The 18,182-nt window shown below is 43.5% G+C and carries 17 protein-coding genes; 7 read left to right on the plus strand and 10 right to left on the minus strand.

Going from position 1 to position 18,182, the window contains the following annotated elements:
- The first annotated feature begins 65 nt into the window (after positions 1–65).
- Positions 66–1,094: a DUF3549 family protein gene (locus L3V43_RS01205; RefSeq protein WP_237115878.1), complete on the plus strand. Its 1,029-nt coding sequence runs from the start codon at positions 66–68 to the stop codon at positions 1,092–1,094.
- A complete protein-coding gene (locus tag L3V43_RS01210; RefSeq protein ID WP_235366639.1) occupies positions 1,095–1,400 on the plus strand; it encodes a DUF3301 domain-containing protein in 306 nt (101 codons plus the stop codon). It abuts the gene before it with no gap.
- Between the two features lie 78 nt (positions 1,401–1,478).
- Here the strand turns inward: L3V43_RS01210 and L3V43_RS01215 are convergent, their stop codons facing one another.
- Both L3V43_RS01215 and L3V43_RS01220 read right to left on the minus strand, forming a co-directional pair.
- Entirely contained in the window at positions 1,479–1,826 is a 348-nt protein-coding gene (locus L3V43_RS01215) for a DUF805 domain-containing protein (RefSeq protein WP_102057220.1), read from the minus strand.
- Positions 1,827–2,974: 1,148 nt separating this feature from the next.
- Positions 2,975–3,607 (minus strand): GNAT family N-acetyltransferase, encoded by a 633-nt coding sequence (locus tag L3V43_RS01220; RefSeq protein ID WP_010606625.1) that lies wholly within the window; start codon positions 3,605–3,607, stop codon positions 2,975–2,977.
- A 276-nt stretch (positions 3,608–3,883) separates the two neighbouring features.
- Here L3V43_RS01220 and L3V43_RS01225 point away from each other — a divergent pair, with 276 nt between their 5' ends.
- From L3V43_RS01225 to L3V43_RS01235, 3 genes are all read left to right on the plus strand, one after another.
- On the plus strand, positions 3,884–4,111 hold the full coding sequence (locus L3V43_RS01225; protein WP_010370914.1) for a DUF2789 domain-containing protein: 228 nt from the start codon (positions 3,884–3,886) through the stop codon (positions 4,109–4,111).
- 71 nt (positions 4,112–4,182) lie between these two features.
- Positions 4,183–4,443: a hypothetical protein gene (locus tag L3V43_RS01230; RefSeq protein WP_010606623.1), complete on the plus strand. Its 261-nt coding sequence runs from the start codon at positions 4,183–4,185 to the stop codon at positions 4,441–4,443.
- A complete protein-coding gene (locus L3V43_RS01235; protein WP_102057222.1) occupies positions 4,443–5,216 on the plus strand; it encodes a Zn-ribbon-containing protein in 774 nt (257 codons plus the stop codon). Before L3V43_RS01230 ends, L3V43_RS01235 begins: the two co-directional genes overlap by 1 nt.
- Before the next feature lie 28 nt (positions 5,217–5,244).
- Here L3V43_RS01235 and syd read toward each other — a convergent pair whose 3' ends face one another.
- Entirely contained in the window at positions 5,245–5,796 is a 552-nt protein-coding gene (syd, locus tag L3V43_RS01240; protein WP_102057223.1) for a SecY-interacting protein, read from the minus strand.
- 127 nt (positions 5,797–5,923) lie between these two features.
- Here syd and queF point away from each other — a divergent pair, with 127 nt between their 5' ends.
- On the plus strand, positions 5,924–6,769 hold the full coding sequence (gene queF / locus L3V43_RS01245; RefSeq protein WP_237115877.1) for an NADPH-dependent 7-cyano-7-deazaguanine reductase QueF: 846 nt from the start codon (positions 5,924–5,926) through the stop codon (positions 6,767–6,769).
- 255 nt (positions 6,770–7,024) lie between these two features.
- Here queF and L3V43_RS01250 read toward each other — a convergent pair whose 3' ends face one another.
- From L3V43_RS01250 to L3V43_RS01265, 4 genes are read right to left on the minus strand one after another with little or no spacing between them, the layout of a single operon-like run.
- Entirely contained in the window at positions 7,025–7,891 is an 867-nt protein-coding gene (locus tag L3V43_RS01250) for a peptidylprolyl isomerase (protein ID WP_237115876.1), read from the minus strand.
- 2 nt (positions 7,892–7,893) lie between these two features.
- Positions 7,894–8,715, minus strand: a complete 822-nt coding sequence (locus L3V43_RS01255; protein ID WP_237115875.1) for a transporter substrate-binding domain-containing protein — start codon at positions 8,713–8,715, stop codon at positions 7,894–7,896.
- Entirely contained in the window at positions 8,712–12,371 is a 3,660-nt protein-coding gene (locus tag L3V43_RS01260) for a translocation/assembly module TamB domain-containing protein (protein ID WP_237115874.1), read from the minus strand. The genes L3V43_RS01255 and L3V43_RS01260 overlap by 4 nt, the downstream gene beginning before the upstream one ends.
- Positions 12,371–14,107 (minus strand): outer membrane protein assembly factor, encoded by a 1,737-nt coding sequence (locus L3V43_RS01265; protein ID WP_102057228.1) that lies wholly within the window; start codon positions 14,105–14,107, stop codon positions 12,371–12,373. The genes L3V43_RS01260 and L3V43_RS01265 overlap by 1 nt, the downstream gene beginning before the upstream one ends.
- 238 nt (positions 14,108–14,345) lie before the next feature.
- On the opposite strand from L3V43_RS01265, the gene L3V43_RS01270 reads away from it, so the two are divergent.
- Complete coding sequence (locus L3V43_RS01270; RefSeq protein WP_010606615.1) at positions 14,346–14,678, plus strand: ribonuclease E inhibitor RraB; 333 nt, start codon at positions 14,346–14,348, stop codon at positions 14,676–14,678.
- A 16-nt stretch (positions 14,679–14,694) separates the two neighbouring features.
- Here L3V43_RS01270 and L3V43_RS01275 read toward each other — a convergent pair whose 3' ends face one another.
- From L3V43_RS01275 to pyrC, 3 genes are all read right to left on the minus strand, one after another.
- Positions 14,695–16,449, minus strand: coding sequence for a DEAD/DEAH box helicase (locus L3V43_RS01275; RefSeq protein WP_237115965.1), 1,755 nt, complete (start codon positions 16,447–16,449; stop codon positions 14,695–14,697).
- Between the two features lie 102 nt (positions 16,450–16,551).
- Positions 16,552–16,857, minus strand: a complete 306-nt coding sequence (locus L3V43_RS01280) for an H-NS histone family protein (RefSeq protein ID WP_010606613.1) — start codon at positions 16,855–16,857, stop codon at positions 16,552–16,554.
- Positions 16,858–17,024: 167 nt separating this feature from the next.
- Positions 17,025–18,062: a dihydroorotase gene (gene pyrC, locus L3V43_RS01285; RefSeq protein WP_174169966.1), complete on the minus strand. Its 1,038-nt coding sequence runs from the start codon at positions 18,060–18,062 to the stop codon at positions 17,025–17,027.
- Between the last annotated feature and the right edge of the window lie 120 nt (positions 18,063–18,182).

The raw sequence follows: 18,182 nt of genomic DNA on the forward strand, positions 1-18,182 counted from the left end.
ATCAGCGCTCCCAAAAGTAGCTATAATTGCCGCTATTGAAAATATAAGTAACATATAGAGCATTCATGACAGCGCAAATTTCAACTTTAGGTGAATTACTAACAAACGCCGGAACGCAGTGGCGGGCCTATGATCTGGGTCGACGTATCACAAAAATAGATAAGAAGCAGTTTGCGCAAATCGAGAGTACTCAAGTCCCTTATCCTTACCCGCTTGGCGGCCATGCCATCATGGCGATTCAATTTTGGGATAATGAGGCGACCGCTGATCCTTATGTGTGGTTTTTAAAGTTTCCACTGGATGAGCAAAGCAAGCTCATTATCGCCAGCCGTGACCACTTTGCCTCCATGGTACTCGAAGCATTAGGTACTCAACTCACGGGCGAAGCCGCTCAAGGGAAACTTGATAACAACCCTTATGTCTTCACGCCAAATGCGAACAAACTCGCGGCATTCAATGCGCTATTAAAGCGTGAGCTTAATCGCCCGGCTTCTCAATATTACGAGCACGCCGAACTCTATTTTTCTGGCAAGCTTGGGTTTGAACGCTGGCAAGAAATAGCGCTACAAGGTATTGCAGACTTTGCCCTACGTCTAGACCATGGTTATAACGCGAGCAACCTGCAACAGGCGTGGTCTTTTTTGCCAGCAGAAGTTAAGACACCATTAGCTGCAATGCTTGAACACGTTACGGTCTCAACATCACAAACCGAAGACTTTTTAGCCGCTTTAAACCGCGCATGCCAACAGCAAAATAAGGACGCCGTAGTCACCAATTTGCGTGCAATGTCGGGAAGTCACGCGCTTGGTCTCATCGCACATGCAGTAGACGCCATTTTAGCATCTGAGTTGGGATCAGATGCCGATTGCTTACTCACTATTGCAGGGCGTGCTTGGGAGACACTAACCGACCAGCAAAGGCTTTTTATCTATATGGAAAAAGCCGCTGAGAATAATCAAATCGATGGACTTTTCGGCAGTATTTTCGCAGACTTAGTTGCAATACCTATGTTACGCCCACATGTTTTAGGGATTATTAGAGCAGAAAATCGCAGTGAAACTCTGTCTCGTGCAATTGGAAGGTTATTTTCTTAAATGACAACACTTTGGCTTTTTATCATCGTATCATCTGGTATCGCGCTATTTTGGTATAGCCGCCAGATCGCAGAAGCGGCAAATAGACATGCACAACATCAAACTGAAAGTTTGCAAGTGCAACTGTTAAGTGTTGCCTGTATTAAGCGCCGTTTCGGGGTATTAAAGGACGGTAAGCTTGGAATAAAAAGCCAATTTATGTTTGAGTTTAGTTCAGATGGCGAGTCAGCCTATCAAGGTAAGCTTTACTTAGAAAATGAACGATTAGTCAAAAAAGAATTGCCCGCTTATAAAATCGCAAGTTAATCCGATGGGTGCGAAAGTAGGCACTTAAATTCATATAAATACAAGTGCCTGCTCTGAATTTATAATAGTACAACTATTTTAAACATACCCTTTGACGCTTGGCCCGTAGTCGTTTTCACCAACCTCACTATCCATGGTGGTGAAATATATAATCACTAATAAACCGACGATAGGCACAAAGCTCACTAGAAGCCACCAGCCCGAGCGTCCAGTGTCGTGAAGACGACGAATAGATACTGCAACTATCGGTACTAGAACCACCAAATAATAGATACCTGTCAAAAACAGAGTGCCAAAAAGCCCGTCGACAATACCAATTGCAAAGCCTATCAACGCATTTATTAAGATAAACATCCAGTATTCTTTGCGTCTTGAACGTCCACTAAAATCGGAATATCTTTTTAATACTGTTAGATACCATTCCATTTCTTTTTCCTTAACTATTGCGCCAACATCGCGCACTAAAAAACAATACCAATTCGCTTAATTAAGTGATCTATTTTGAGGCGGGAGAATCTTAGCGATAACACCACTACCGCGTCCTGCTATCGCCAAGGTACCTACATCCATGCAGGCAAGGCAAGGCAAGGCAAGGCAAGGCAAGGCAAAAATTTTGCTATTTAGTTGTTCTAAATGAGAAATTTTTAACGCGGTTAGCGTCAGATTTGCTCCTTAAAATTGAGCAAGTATTAAGACTAATCAGTATAAGACTAAAATGAGAGTGGAATAATCTAGCAAGGAGATCGAAAGATAAGAATGAAACTGCAAGCGGAGAGTTTTGAGAACTTCAACTAAGTTACTAGGAAAATATACATCAAATTTACAACCGTCACAAAAAACTAAGGCGCTAGCCTATCTGCTGCGCCTCAATCCTGACGATTATCCCAAGAGGTATCCAATTCCTCTGCTTTACAACCCAAAAGCCATCCGCCAATTCTTCTTCCCCTGAACGGGTATGTACTCCGACCTACCCGAATCCCATCCTTGTGTCATCCATTAGCACTTCCAATGCATCTCCATTTTAGCCACCTTGGCCTCCTCTTCGCTTCCCGCGCTCCAATGCCACCTTGGCTCCGCTTCACATAATCCCTATGTGCTCCCTATACATTGTTACGTCCAGTGTAACCCATCCACTTCGCAATCATCCAGATTGCGCTCCCTCATCCTAGAGCCTTGCTCGTCCTTATCTGCTCTTCCTTGCTCCACTACGCTTCCCGCGCTCCTTGACACTCCATGTGTCTCCTTATCCCTAGTGAAGCTCCGCTTCACACTCGCTTCCTCGAGTTCCTGATCTTCCTTGCCCTATGCAATACATCCTTCTCTTGTTGTCAAATTCCTTATCCTTTGACGCTGAGCTCCTGCTCTTGTGTTTCCTTACATTGTTAAGTTTACGGGGATTGAGCACTTTTGTTAGATAGCTCCGAACAATCTTTTTGCTGTCATTTAAAAGAAAAACAAAGTAACTTCTTTAAAAACAGAAGGGTAACTAAAAATCACACTACAAATTCGGTACTACAAAGCGCCTTAACCCACATTCTCGTACGAGATCTCTTACATGGTAATTTCCATTGTTGCTATTTGCTCTTAAATAGTAATGTGCCCTCTACTGAGCTAAACGCCATCTTTTGCAGAACTTGATAACCGTGACCCGCAAAAAACTGCGCTTGTTCTGGCTTAGTAATAAATACTGCCATCCCTTTCGTTTCTTCACTTTGTGCAATTAAATCATCCAACGCAGTGAGTAAATAGTGGCCATAGCCAAGCCCTTGAACATGTGGGTCAACGGCAATTAGAGATAAAAAGTGACACGGCTCTTGCGTTTGCAACGCTTGTCTAATCGACTTTTCTTTATCGATAAGCTGCTGCGTTTGCAAATATCCCGCACTCATCATGAGTCGTAATCGCCAATGCCACTGCCGATTTGCGTCCAATTCATCGCCATTTGCAATAACGCATGCTACCGCGACCAATCTATCTTGATGATATAACCCCACCATCGGCTGCCCCGTTTGACCAAATGCCGACAGCTCTTCTCGTATTAAGGCTCTGAGTTTTTTTTCAAAAATTGCTTCTTGTTTTGCCTCCAATACCTGCTTGAGTAACGGATCATCATGGTAAGCCTGATACAACACACTCGCGGCTACGTTGATATCTTCTGGATTTAAATATCTAACGATTAATTCATGTTGAGAAGTTTCTACTGACATCATGGTTCCTTATTGTTATTGCCCCAAGCTTCTGATAATCATGCCGAAATACTACTTAATATCAAAACCTCAGAATTTTTTCTGTGTACTTTAATAATGTACGGCTACTCGCTAGTGATAGATATTGATACAAGTCACAATTTATTCAGTCGTGGACAGGTATATTTATCCTCGCATTAGTCATTATGGTTTTTATCGATGATGACTTGCTAAAGGTTTTACAACCACCTTTACTATAGTTAGTGAGTAAAATTCAAGCAAACGAGGGAGAACGAAATGGATACTAGTCGCCACACTATGAGTACTTTATTTGCCCAACTTGGGCTCGACAACAATCCCAAGGCGATCGAAGGGTTTGTCAAACAACACCGCCTTCCTGACGATATGCTGTTAAGCCAAGCACCATTTTGGAATGAAGGGCAACGTCACTTTATTGAAGAATCGCTAAAAGAAGACGCCGATTGGAGTGAAATCATTGACGAACTAGATGCGATGTTAAGATAGCTAAAGCAATCGCTCCTTACGTAACTTGGTGCTATGATCCACTCCTATGATTAAGGCGTTTAGGAACCTCTATGCATCCTGCCGTTGCCAGAGCTATCAAAAAATTAGTCGATAGTGGGAAGACTCCAACTGTCGCGCTAACAAAAAGCAAATTAACTCAAAGCGTCGCAATGCCAGACGTTATCTCAGGCATTGCTGCGTACAAACAAGACCCTACCTGTATTGAGCACTATCAAGAGGTTGAAGAGGTCGTCAAAACAAGTTCACAAAGCCAATTAGATAGAATTGAAGCTAAGCTTGATAAGCTCATTGCCTTATTGGAGAAGTCGTAGTGTTTGTTGTCGACTTAACTTTTGATTGCTATGAGGAAACCACCTTAGATGCTGCCGAGCAGGCCATTAACCGGGTGGTCAATGCGCTTCGCTTTAATGGTCAAATCATTGGTGACGAATTTCCAACTGTACTTAAAGATGGCTATTTCGTCACTCGTGTGATGTGTCCAGAAGAAGACGCTTTGCATCCATTAAACCATAGTCCTTTTGTGAAGTTTGCGATTGACCAGCTACAGCAATCAGGCTTGCTTGCACCTAAGGTTAAAGTTTTTGGGCAAGATATACATGCCAACAGCGCTGATGCCTGTCATGAGCCGTCAAGCTACATTCTCTACACCACATACGTACACACTTGTAGTCCACTGTATTGTGGCGACGACTTTTTACCAGTGCCTTTATATAAAATCCCTGCTATTGCCAATGGTGATTACAAAACACTGATCAAATGGAAAGAAGATTGGCAAGCCTGCGATCAAATACAGATCAACGGTGCGACTCGCTGCGAATTTGCTGCACTGGAGGAAATTTCCAGTACGGGTAGTGATTTGTTTAGACGTGGCATGGATTTGAGCAAACGTATTCGCTATCTCACGAAAAAACCGGTTTACTATTATCTGTATCGTGTTGGCGGCGAAAACCTCGCCGCAGAAAAAGCAAGAAAATGCCCAAGCTGTCAGGGAGACTGGTTACTCGAGGAGCCTTGGTTCGGCCTTTTCGACTTTCGCTGCGAAACTTGCCAATTGGTCTCGAATATTTCGTGGGACTTTCAATAAGGAGCGCAAGCTCCTTGATACCAACTAGCTATATTGGATAGTTGACTGTCAGTTTTTCTACAAACTCCGCGATAGAATCAGCCAAAACATGATGCTGTTTCTTACCGACAAACTCTAACCCAACTTGACCCGTAGCGACATCGACCGACACCAATAAGTCGTCTGCTTCTGTTAAGCCAATAAATACGGTTTCAGGTTGTTTGAGCCTGCGCTTCATTAAAATATGGCCGGTGATATTTTGCTGCAAGCGCTCGAAGTCATCTTCGTTCCATGCTTGCAGTAGCTCAATTTGCTTACCCTCAATAAATGCCACGATATTGCCAGCAAAGAAATCACCATACAGTCCGTTCAATCCCTCAGGAAATTGCGTTTCCAACGCTCTGGCTAAATCATTTAGATGTCCCGCTGGCGAGCGCGCTACCGCTAGCCATTTTATCTCGTTAAGCTTGTTCGGTTCACCCTGCTCACATGGGCTAGGCCAACTTTCATCATGCTCGGTACTCGGTAAATCTTTGAAGGTCTGTTGATGATAGTCTACATAGGCTTGATGCAAGCGCGCCATATTTACGGGCTGAGTCATATATAAAGCTCTCTTTATTTTTCTCACCACGGGCTGAATACTTGTTTCGTGTAATTAAGCAAATTGCTATTAATCCCGAGGTGAACATTCGTTATAATGACCGCATTGTAACGAGATTTGAATTAACATGACAGACTACAGTAACTCGCCAGAGCTGCAATCTTCTGTGCTTGGTAAAACCACAGAATATGCCAGTGTTTATACTCCAAGCCTGCTGCACCCCATTGCACGTAAACTCAATCGTGACCAAATCAATGTTGATGAGTCCGCTTTACCATTCAAAGGTGAAGATACTTGGACAGGCTACGAATTGTCTTGGCTCAATAACAAAGGTAAGCCTCAAGTTGCGGTTGCCACTTTTGTGTTTCCTTGCCAAAGCTCGCATATCATTGAGTCAAAATCGTTCAAACTTTACTTGAATAGCTTTAACCAAAGTCGCTTTGATACGATGGAAAGCGTGCGCCAAACGCTAGCTGCGGATCTTTCCACGGCATCAAATAGCCAAGTTAGCGTGACACTATTTGGCGCAGACGAATTCGATTGTATTCCTTTCTCGCGTCTCCCTGGTGAGTGTATCGACGAGCTGGATATTGAAGTTGATAGCTACACACCAAATAGTAACTTACTACAACTTGCCTCTGAGGATGTGGTCGACGAGACGCTTCACAGCCACTTACTCAAGTCAAATTGCTTGATCACCTCACAGCCAGACTGGGCAAGCGTGGTGATAAGTTACCGTGGTAAGCAAATCGACCGAGAAGCGCTGCTTAAGTACCTAATCTCATTCCGTGACCACAACGAGTTCCATGAGCAATGTGTGGAGCGCATTTACTGCGAGCTTTGGCGCACCTTTAACCCTGAAAAATTATCGGTTTATGCACGCTATACTCGCCGTGGCGGGTTAGATATCAATCCATATCGTTCGAGTGAACAAGATCAGACTCCGTATACGGTAAGAACTAACCGACAGTAAAACGTAAAAAAGCCATGTTCTCACATGGCTTTTTATCACATCTAAGTATTGCTATTTAACCTGAGGTTTGGATAAGGAATGTTCCAACTCATTGTTGCTAAAGCAAAACTTAGTTTTTTCCTTGTCTAGCCAGAGAGTTTTAGGGAAAACAAGGCGAATTTACGCACCAATAGCTGGCTATTGGAAGTGAATTCAACGCAGTTAGCGCTAAAACTAGCTGCTAGAAAGGCATTAATTATCCGCAGCTCAGGTTATTTATTCCCCTGTCGTGCCTTCCATTTCAACAGGGACGGGGACCGAACATATATCGGTGTGATTTGGCGTATCAACAAACCAATCTCCCGCTCTATTTTTACGTGCAGCAATTAGCGACTCAAAAATCGGCGTATTTGTCTTTAGCCTTTTAAAAGAAGGTGCACCTTTTACATCAGCAAGTACCGTAACGCCTTTGATAATATTATACGCTTGTCCAGCAACTGGTTTACGATCTAGATGCTGAACATGCTCCATTCCCGATAACAACTGCCCAAACACGGTGGTGTTTTTGTCTAGGTACCGCTGCGGCGTCAACGTGATGTAAAACTCGGTACCACCACTATTAACATCATTGGTTCTGGCCATGGCAAACGAACCAACGCAGTGTGTCATCCAGGTTTTAGTTCCAGCTTCATTTTGTCCTACGGCAAAACCATTTAAAAACCCGGTACGCGGCGCGTAGCCGTCTACAGCAGCAAGAGGTGTGATCTTCAAGGTTGATTCTGTGCTATGAAAAAACTCAGCGGCAATCGCTTTTTTTCCTTTTTGCGGCATTTTATTGTCCGACATATCGCCGCCTTGGGCCACAAAGTTTTCCACGAACCGATACATACTCAAGTTTGTGTAAAACCCCTCTCGCGCTAACGCTTTAATATTTGCCACATGATTGGGCGCAAGTTCAGGGTTAAGCGCGATATAGACCGATCCTGTTTGTAATTCTATTTTAAGAATATTTTCAGGGTCCAGCTGCTGCCAGTCGCTGCTTTTGGCCTCAGCAACGACTTCCGATGGTGACTTTGTATAAGGTTTTGCAAAGACAAGAGATGAACTTATGCCAAGCGCAATAAGTAGTAAGGTTTTTTTCATTATTATTTTCCTTGTTTATACCAATAAAATGACACCTCCAACGGCGCACTGGGTGGCAGGTTTGGGTTGTCTAATTCTATGACTGTTTTGTTTTTAAGATCTAGCTTTTCAAGACGAGCGGAAAAGTGTTTTAAAAATAACGCCTCGAATCGGCCATCTTGCAGTGCGCTTTTAAGGCCTTTCTCAATTTGGCTATGGAGCAACGGGTTGTCGTGAGAAACAAAAAAATATACCGCCGAAGGATAGTAAAACACCACATGCTGATCTGCTACCAAATCCGTGTCACTCAGGGCAGCTTCAATACTCACTAAATCGCTTGGTAGCACATCAAAACGTTTTTTCAACAGCATGTCGTAACCACTGTCTTCTTGTGAGAAAGAAGTCACACTGAGGCCATTACGCTCAAAAATCTGATGGTCTGGCCAATCTCTGCGTAAACCAAAAGTAACTCGGCGCAAGTCGCCAATGTAGCGTACTCCGCTCAGTAAGGCTTGATTATGTTTGTGCACTAAAGGAATGCGATAACCCAAAATCCCTTTCACTAGGGGAATGCGAATTGCACTCGCGGCCTTTTCGCGCTGTGAGTTAGTCACTAACCAACTGACATCCAGCCCCCCTTTTTCTCCAAGTAGGCGCACCGCTCTGTCTTGAGAAGGAATACTTCTCACTGATACGAGCCTCGCTGACTCTACCTGGTAGGATAAACTCAAAGTAAGCAGCTCTATAATGTACGGATCGGCACCAGCGCTGATTCTAATTTCCGTTGTTTCTTGTGCTTTGAGAGGAAATATCACAAAACCTAGAACGAGCCAAAGCAGTTTCATTTATCATCCCAATCAAATTTGTATAAGAAGTCTATACTGTTGTACAAACCGCTCGTGGCTTCAACATAAAACTTCGAAAAAACACGATAACGCAGCGCAATTTCATTAATAGACTCAAATACCCCAACACGATAACTGACCTGAACATTGGGGGTGATGTAACCTGACACCTCGACCTGTGTATCGTCACCACTGCCTTTTGCTGACAGGTTAACATCCGAAAGTCCAAGCGATTCCCCCGCCTTACTAAAGAATCCTTCACTGCGGTCAATTCCCTGTGAGAGTAAAAACTGCGTGAGTAGCGCATTATTAGAGGTTTCAGACTCCCCTAAAGGCTGACCGTTAAGTAGGTATGACAGTGCCTTGGCTTGGTCCATTGCAGGCTCTGAAAATACAGTCAAACGCGGCTTAGCAATATTGCCAGTGAGCTCAACACCGGCTATCACATCATTGGCGGTTGTCGCTGGATTTCGAATAGCTCGAATGTTCAAATATGGCTTATCTAATGCGCCATTGAAGCCAATTTGTCCTGTACGGATCAACAAGTCTTGGCCAAATGCACGATATTTCCCCTCTCGCAATTGCAACTCTCCCGTTGCTAACATTGGCGACTCAACTTGCTTGTCAATTTCGATTGCACCGGTAACAAAGCTATCTAGCCCAAGCGCCTTCACCCTAAAATTATCTTTAACGGTCAGTTTTAAATCTATTTCATGTTGAACTGGCACCGACATCTGCTTTTGCACCTTAGCATCAACAATGACTTCATCGTCGCTTGGCGAGGTGACTCCCTCAGGCAGAGATTCAATGTTTACTCGGCCAAACGGCACCACAATTTCTCCAAGTACTCGCGCAATCTTATCTTTATAGGCAAGTGTTAGATCTGGGCTTGCGGTTAGTTCAATCTGTGAGTCTGGTTGCACATAAATATTTTCGCCCTTTATTTTGACTTCAGCAGAGAGCTCGGGCGACCAATAGGCTTCGCCAGTTAGTGCTACCTTGCCGCCTTTTGCTGCTGTTAACTCAGCCTCAAGTTGAGCTGAAGTGGCATTAAAATCAAGATTGATGTGACCTTTATCAATTTCAACAGGCAAAGAGTCAGAAGACATAAATAAGCGCTGAGCAGTTAGTTTACCGTTCACTTCAGGGGCCGCGAGGCTACCTGAAATATTTATATCCCCTAACACTTCCCCTTGCAGGTCAAAACTTTGTTCCGTTACTCGGTTTAGTAGCGCTGACAACTTAGCCAGCTCAATTGACTCTATTTTTACGTTACCAGCTAATTGGGGGGATTGTTTATCTAGCGGCACACGCGTATCACCACTGAACTTACCTAAGGTTTCGGAGGTCATGCGCCAATCAGCGTGGATTTGTTTGTTATTGGTTTTTAGTAACGCTTTAAATTCAGAAATTGAAAATGTTTGCCCATGAGTCGTAACGCCGGCATCAACAATGTTCAGCTCGCCATCGGCTCGCGTTACTTGGCCATTTTGCCACGCAAGTTTAGCCACGGCCTGAGTTTCACCAGTTACTTTGAGCTCTGCTGGCAACCAAGTTTGTAGTTTAGCAAGTGCCAATTTCTCCAGTTTAACATCGGCTTGCCCTTGTGTGCCTTGTTGCTCGGCTGCAAAACACAAATCAGTATCATCCATCCGCCAACACTGCTTTGCAATGCGTTGACTGACTTCACTGATCACGATTGCGGCAGGACTTTGCAATGCTATCGTTTGCCCTTGAGAAGTTACCTCTCCAGACGATAATTCTCCCTGCCAAGTGGACTGTTGCAACTTGCCATTGACTTCAAAGCTTGCAACCACTCGCTTATCACGAATATCCAATGTCGCGTTATGTTGCTGCTGATTGCCTTTCACAGCTAAACGAATGTCTTCAACCATTTCAGAGTCAACAATCAAACGGTCTAATGCCAGTTTAATTTGCCCAGTCACTTCATTGGCAATATCAACCGTGCCTTTCGTCGTTAAGCCATGTAGTGCTATATTCTGGTAACGCACAGAGTCAAACTTAATATCGGTCTGAATCCTTGGCTTGAGGTGGTCGCCCTGAACAAAGATTTCACCACTGCCCTTTAAGTCAGCTGGAATAAGCGTATTTGCCGCCTGCTCAAACTGAAAGTCAATATCGAGATCTAACTGCTGACCAAGCTCACCGCTTACCGTCAGGCTATTTTTGCCATAATTCAGGCGTGCATGGCTAAACTCACCTAGCAGGCTTTCATCCACAACGACCTTAACGTCCGCATTAAGTGGTGTGCCCGCTACTTTACCATCGAGCTTAAAGCGCTCAACATTAACCTGCCACTGTTCACCTTGACTCATAAAATCAAACGCGAATTGCCCTGCCAGCATATCGTTTTTCGTCAGGCCTGCATCGTATTGCACTAGCCCTAGTAATCTATCGACTGGTAGCTGAGAAAAGTCCCCGTTCACTTTACCCTTCACCCCTTGCGACCAGTTCACTTGTCCCGCGATTTGCGCTTGCGCTTTTTCAAGCTGAAGCTTTGCTTTAGCTAATGTAAACGCTTGTAGTCCACCTTGCCCTTCAAGTGTCGCGGTAACATCACCAAACTGCACAGTATTAACAGCGATTGAGCCTGACAAATGGTATTTTGAGGCATCCCCGCTCAAGCCGAGTGTCGCACCTTTTAAAGTCGTGGGCTCTGAAGGAATAACTAATTTATCTATTTGACCCTGTAAATCAAAAGGCCAGTTTGTCGCTGTCAAATCCGCATGGGCTTGCAGTTTTGCAAACGCCATTCCCTCGCTATTCAAAGTAAGCGTGAGATCGTGAGGGCGACCCGCCAGTGTTAAACTGGCTAACCCCTGTGGCGCACTCAAGGTTGACCTCAGATCAATAGTCCAGTCATTAAGCAAGATTTCTGCCGCTGCTGATATAAACCATTCTTGATAGTTAAGCTGAACCTGCTCCACGTCCACATTTTCATCCACTACAACTTGAGAAAGCTTGATATTCTCAAGTGTTTGCTCATCTACCGCGAGATTGTTAATCTTTAACTCGCCGAGCTCAGCGGTTAGCGGCAGATCTATCTTAGGCAGTTGGAGTGGCGCTATTGCATTAAGTGGTGCTGGCGATTTTGCAGGCACAGGCTGTTCAGTTGCCTTTGTGGTCAACTTCACACTGTCTAACAGCAAAAAAGGGACATTAAAATGTGAGCCAGAACCTGAAAACTGCGTGTCTAAGCCTTGCAATCGCACAGTAATTTCCGGCGTGTCCAACGAGAATTGCTGAACTTGAGCACGTTTTATTGCAATTGGCAGTGGTAACTCAACTTGGCCACTTTCAGTAGTTTCCGCTTCGCTGACACTTTTCTGCTTTTGTACGATCGCTATCGTTTTTGCGTCTAGCGCAATGCAAACGCTGGCACAGGTCAACCACTCAACAGTGACTTTGGTGTCTCTAAGACGAATATCTATATTGTCATTGTGATAACGCAACGTAAGATTGGCGCCAGATAACAAGCGCTTATCTAAGCCATCGATTTCTAACCCTGAAACCGTTTTATTCGCTGTCCAAACCAGTAACTTTTGCCCAGGCAAGGTAAAGCATAAACAAACCAAAAGTAAAAATAAGCTAATAATGGCAGTAATGATTTTGATTCTTAAGCTTCTGAACTGCATTAGATTTCAGGTCCTATAACAATACTGAGACGGGTGCTTTTACTTTCTTTGGTCAGCCCCCAAGCATGATCGAGCCGGATTGGACCAACGGGGGTTAAATAACGAAAACCAAACCCAGCTCCAACTTCCCAAGCGTCCGAGAAATCGTTCGTTGCAGTACCCGCATCAACAAACAAAGCAGCTCGCCAACTTGGATGGAATTGATAGTTATATTCCACTGTACCAGTGGCTAAATATCTGCCGCCAAGTATGCGCCCTTCGTCATCGCGAGGGCCGATAGATTCATAGGCAAAACCACGGATACTCTGATCCCCCCCAGCAAGAAAACGATGGGTAAACGGAATTTGGTCAATATCCTTTGTCACAATCGCCCCTAAGTCTAAACGACCAAAAAACAAGTGCTTGGTTTCAAAGCTTCTTAACCATTCATTGTTCCATCTCACTTTCAACATATTTGCAGACGATAGTACAGAATCTGCTGCAGCTTCAATGGAGATCAGGCGCTCGTTCCCCCAATAAGGTAGCGCGCCACCTTTACTTTCTTTCTTTAAGTAGCTAATACCTGGGATCAACATTTCCGTCCGTTGTTTTTCGCCTAGCTGTTCCGTAGTTTCGTGTTCACGTTTCAAAAACGCCGTCCTCACCCACTCGTCATCCGTTAGCCATTGTCGCTGTACTTGTACGTTCCAAATCCGGCTGTTGATCCCTTCAGTTACTTCATCCTGCACCTTATAACCGCCTAACACACGCCATAAATCGTCGTTAGGATTGTCTACTGGAATGGTATAACTGGCAGTGATATCTTGTTGCTTTTGCGACAGCCTCAGATTGGATTCAAAGGAATGGCCATCCTCGGTGATCCAAGGTTTAGTCCACTTAAAACGGGTTTTTGCACCCACATCATCACTGTAGCCAGCACCCACTTCAAAGCTATTTGCGGGTTTGTCTTCAACACTCACTCGAACGGGGATCTGATCGCTCGTCCGGTCCTTTAACAGCGGATAAACCTTTATCGCACTAAAATAAGGTGTGGCATTTAAAGACAGATTAAAATCAGACAAGAGGCTAGCTTCAAACGGCTGCCCTTTCGAAAATGGGCTTAGCGAACGTATATAGTTAGCCGCTTTGGTGTTTCCCTCAATAGCAAGGTCGCCAAATTGATAACGTTTACCTGTGTTGAGAAGTAGTCGCACGCCAGCATAGCGATTCGCTTTGTGAACAAGCAACTTGGACTCCTGCCATTGATAATCAAAATATCCAAGTTCTAGTAGCTCGCTTTCAAAGCGGCTTTTCGTTGCCTGATAATCACTATGATTAACTTGCTTGCCAACTTGGATTGGTACATCTTTGATAAGCGAAACTAAATCCGCATTGTCCTTCCCCGTGCCCACAAGCTCAATATTAATATCTTTCCATTTCAGTGGTGCTTCAAGTTTGACTTCGGCTATGACGTTTTGCCCTGCTCCACTGAGTTGAATATCAAAATGATAATAACCTAAAGCATGCAAAGCGCGACGTATGTCCGCACGTACCTCTTTCATCACCCGAGGGACTTTTGGCTTACCTTTGTAAGATTTTAAAAAACCAGTGATGTTGTCTTCTACGTCGCCGTTTTCGACTTTGACTTCAATGTTGGAGATTTTTACTGATGCAGGGCGAGACTCCGCACCTGCGTTAAACGAGGAAAAGCAGCACAAAAAAAGCGCTAGTGTTAAACAAGAGAAATACGGCTTCATTAAAATAAAACGACCTAAATATCGCGACTTATGGGCATCGATAACGCCATTGTGCTTGTGAAAATGGATACTGTAAAACGACTTTTCAGAGAAAGTGCAATTTTACTGAGCTTAAGCTGAACATAGGGTGTATTTTGATGTAACGCAGTGGCTTTATCGCACATTTATTTACATTCATCCTTTTTATTTTCTTGCAGATGACGGACAATAGCAGCAATTGAACCTGCAGAGTGAAATTATGCAATTCCCAAATGATGATAACGGTGAACTTTTAGCTGAGATTGCCGCTGCTGGCGTTGATCTGACGCAAATGCAGAATATCGATTTTTATATTCTTTTCGAGCAAGCTGATGATGCTAAGCGCTTCAGTAGCGCGATTGAGAAAGATGAATTAGCACCTAAAACCCAGTTACAACAATGTCCTGATACTGGCGTTTGGGAAGTGATCACCACAGTGACTATGGTCCCTATGCACGAGCTGCTGAGTCAGACAGAGCAATACCTAGAAAGCATAGCCAATGGCTATGAAGGATATGGTGATGGCTGGGGCTTAATGGCCTCGGAAGAATAAACTTGCTACAGAAAAGCTAACTTTTGTCGGCCTTTCTGTAGCTTCCTTGATAATCAAACAGCTTTTCAGAAACCTGCCAACCAAACTTCTTGTGTAATTTAGCAATCACAAAATCCGGTGCAATTAAGTCAGTATCTATCACTTCTTCAGCTGACTGCCATTGCGCAGGTGCCGATGTTGACTTTCTCCGCTTTGCAAATTGCTGGTGGAATATAAATAGGCTCTTTTGATTAGAAAAGTCATAGACTTCACTGCAACTTGCCCCATCCTCATCAAAGTAAGTAATTTTTAATTTATTGCCACCGAGTACTTCGCTACATAGCCCGCTACAGCGTAATACCATTGCATGTTTTAAATTCAGTGCCGCGCGCAGCTTATCATCTGGGTCTGCCATTATTCCGCCGCACTGATGACATTGCCTTGCAGCAATATCATTTTCTGCACCGCACTGCTCACATTCTTTAAACTTAAAACGATAATCACATTGCTGTGAGTGACCTTCATCGTGTTCAAGCAACCCCTGACAGCGCCTACCAAAATGCTCAATAAGCTTGCCTTGCTCGTCTACCTTGCCCCAGAAAATATTGGCAAAGCCACAACCAGGACACAGCACCTGTACGGGCTCATTGTCTGAATTTGGCTTTTTACTTCCCACTTCAGGTGCAAATAAGTCAAAGTCATTGCCAGCATAATCAATGACAAAGCAATCTTCTTTATTTTCGTCTAACCTAAGTCCTCTGCCTACAATCTGCTGATAGAGGCTCACGGACTCCGTGGGTCTCAAGATAGCGATAACATCAACATGGGGCGCGTCAAACCCGGTAGTCAGCACAGAAACATTCACTAAATACTTAATTTCTCTATTTTTGAACTGGACGATAAGTGCATCTCTCACGGCAGATTTGGTTTCACCCGTTATTAGCGCACTATATTGCTCAGGTAAATAGCCGAGAATTTCTTTTGCATGCATAACCGTCGCGGCAAAAATCATTACGCCGACCCTATTCTCACTTAGCGCTAGTAAGTGCGAGATAATGCTTTTTGTTGCACGGGTCTGAGCCTGTAATAATGTATTCATATCAGATTCTGAATAACGCCCAAATGAATCTGTACTTAAACTAGAAAAGTCATAATTTTCAACCGCTGGATCAATTTTTTTAGGTGGCGTTAGGTACGAGTTTTTTATCATATATCTGAGCGGCAGCTCATAAATACACCGCTTAAATGGTGATTCTGCTTTCCCCCTCACAAAACCGTGATAATGCTTATGATATATCCATCCCATACCCAAGCGATAAGGTGTTGCTGTTAAGCCCAGTAACTTTAATTCAGGATTAAATTCAGTCAGCTGGTTTAAAATTTGCTGATACTGACTATTATCATCACCACTTACTCGGTGACATTCATCAATGATAACCAATGAATAGAATTGATTAAGTTGTGACAAATTTCGAGACAACGACTGCACACTGGCAAAAGTCACCTGATGCTGTAACGACTTTTCTTTTAATCCAGCAGAAAAAATGCTCGCTTGTAATCCATAGCTTTTATATTTTTGTGCATTTTGTTCTACAAGCTCTTTAACATGAGTCAACACTAATATTTTGTGCCTAGCAAGCCGTGCAAGCTCCGCAATAACTAAACTCTTTCCGGCGCCAGTAGGCAAAACAATTACTGCAGACTCGCTAGATTTACGAAAGTGGAGCAGTGTATTTTGTACCGCTTCCTGCTGATAAGGTCTTAAAACGTAAATAAGCGCCTCAGGGGATATATAATTAAGTCAAAAAAGGCGTACCTACTAAGGTACGCCTTTTATTTAAGCAATTTAAACAAAGGTTGTTCAATACCGAACCACCTTCATAATAAAGCATTATTAGATTAGATAATCATCTAGGTTAACACCTTGGAATACTTTAGGTGTTTTACCACGGCCAGTCCACTCGATTACCTCACCGTCTTTTTCAATACGGTATTTTGCTTTTACTTTAGAACGACGGTCAGCTGACGTAGTGCCCACTAAATCATCAAGCGTAAGTCCTTTTTCTTTCAGCATAGCCAATACCTCTTCTTTAGCTTGCTGTTGTTCCTTTTGCTCGTCCAGTGCTTTTTGGATAAGCTCTAACGCTTTTTCTAAATCACCGTAGCTTGCATTTTTAATAAAAGACTTGATCTCACGCATTGATACTCTCTCAATTAAGCTTAGTTTTAATATTTATATTGAATACTATATTAAAATTAATAAAAAACAAATTGTATTCTGTGAATTTTAATTTTGTTACGAAAAAAGCGCCATAATAGCGCTTTCTAGTTAGGATTAAGAAGATTTAATTACATTTTGTTTAAATCTCATTCAACTTTCCAGTCAATAGTTGTACCCGCTTTAATAGGAACAACAGATCCTTCACCTAATTTGTATGCATCAGGCACTTGCCAAGGAGACTTAGTCAGCGTAATGGTATCTGTATTGCGTGGTAAGTCATAAAAGTCCGGACCAAAGTGACTCGCAAAGCCTTCTAATTTATCAAGCTCTCCCGCGTCTTCAAATGCTTCGGCGTATAGCTCTATTGCGGCATGTGCAGTGTATGCACCGGCACAGCCACATGCGGCTTCTTTTTTATCTTTCGCATGAGGGGCTGAATCAGTGCCCAAAAAGAATTTCTTACTTCCGCTTGTCGCCGCTTCAATTAGCGCTTGTTGATGTGTATTACGCTTTAAGATAGGTAAGCAATAATAATGAGGGCGAATACCACCAGCCAACATATGATTGCGGTTATAAAGCAAGTGATGAGCAGTGATAGTTGCTGCAACGTTGTCAGGTGCTTGATTGACAAAATCAACGGCATCTTTTGTTGTGATATGTTCGAGTACGATTTTTAGCGCTGGAAAGTTATCAACGACTTTAGATAGCTTCGTCTCAAGGAATACTTTTTCTCTATCAAAAATATCAATAGATGAGTCCGTCACTTCACCGTGCACAAGCAGCAACATGCCAACTTCTTGCATCGCTTCAAGTGCTGGATACACGTTTTCAATATCCGTTACCCCCGACGCTGAGTTTGTCGTCGCACCGGCTGGATACAACTTAGCAGCAACGATATGACCGGTTGCTTTCGCTTTTTTTATTTCTTCAGGAGTAGTGTTATCCGTAAGGTACAACACCATTAGAGGCTGAAAGTTACCTTGAGGATTAGCGGCCATTATGCGGTCACGATAAGCCAAAGCAGTCTCTGTGCAAGTTGCAGGCGGGACCAGATTTGGCATGATAATCGCGCGGCCCATATAGCGACTAATATCTCTTACCGTATCGACCAATACATCACCATCACGTAGGTGCACATGCCAATCATCTGGTCGTGTAATCGTTAGCGTTTGTTTGCTCGTCATTGCTCTCTTCCACTGCTGAATTTGCCCGATCATAGGCTGCACATGGGTGTTAGTAAAGTTTTTCAGGCCAACCGCAGATTATTTCACTTTGTGAGTTTACTTTAGCGCGTTTTCATTTTT

This window comes from Pseudoalteromonas sp. L23, assembly GCF_021728455.1.
GTDB lineage: Bacteria > Pseudomonadota > Gammaproteobacteria > Enterobacterales > Alteromonadaceae > Pseudoalteromonas.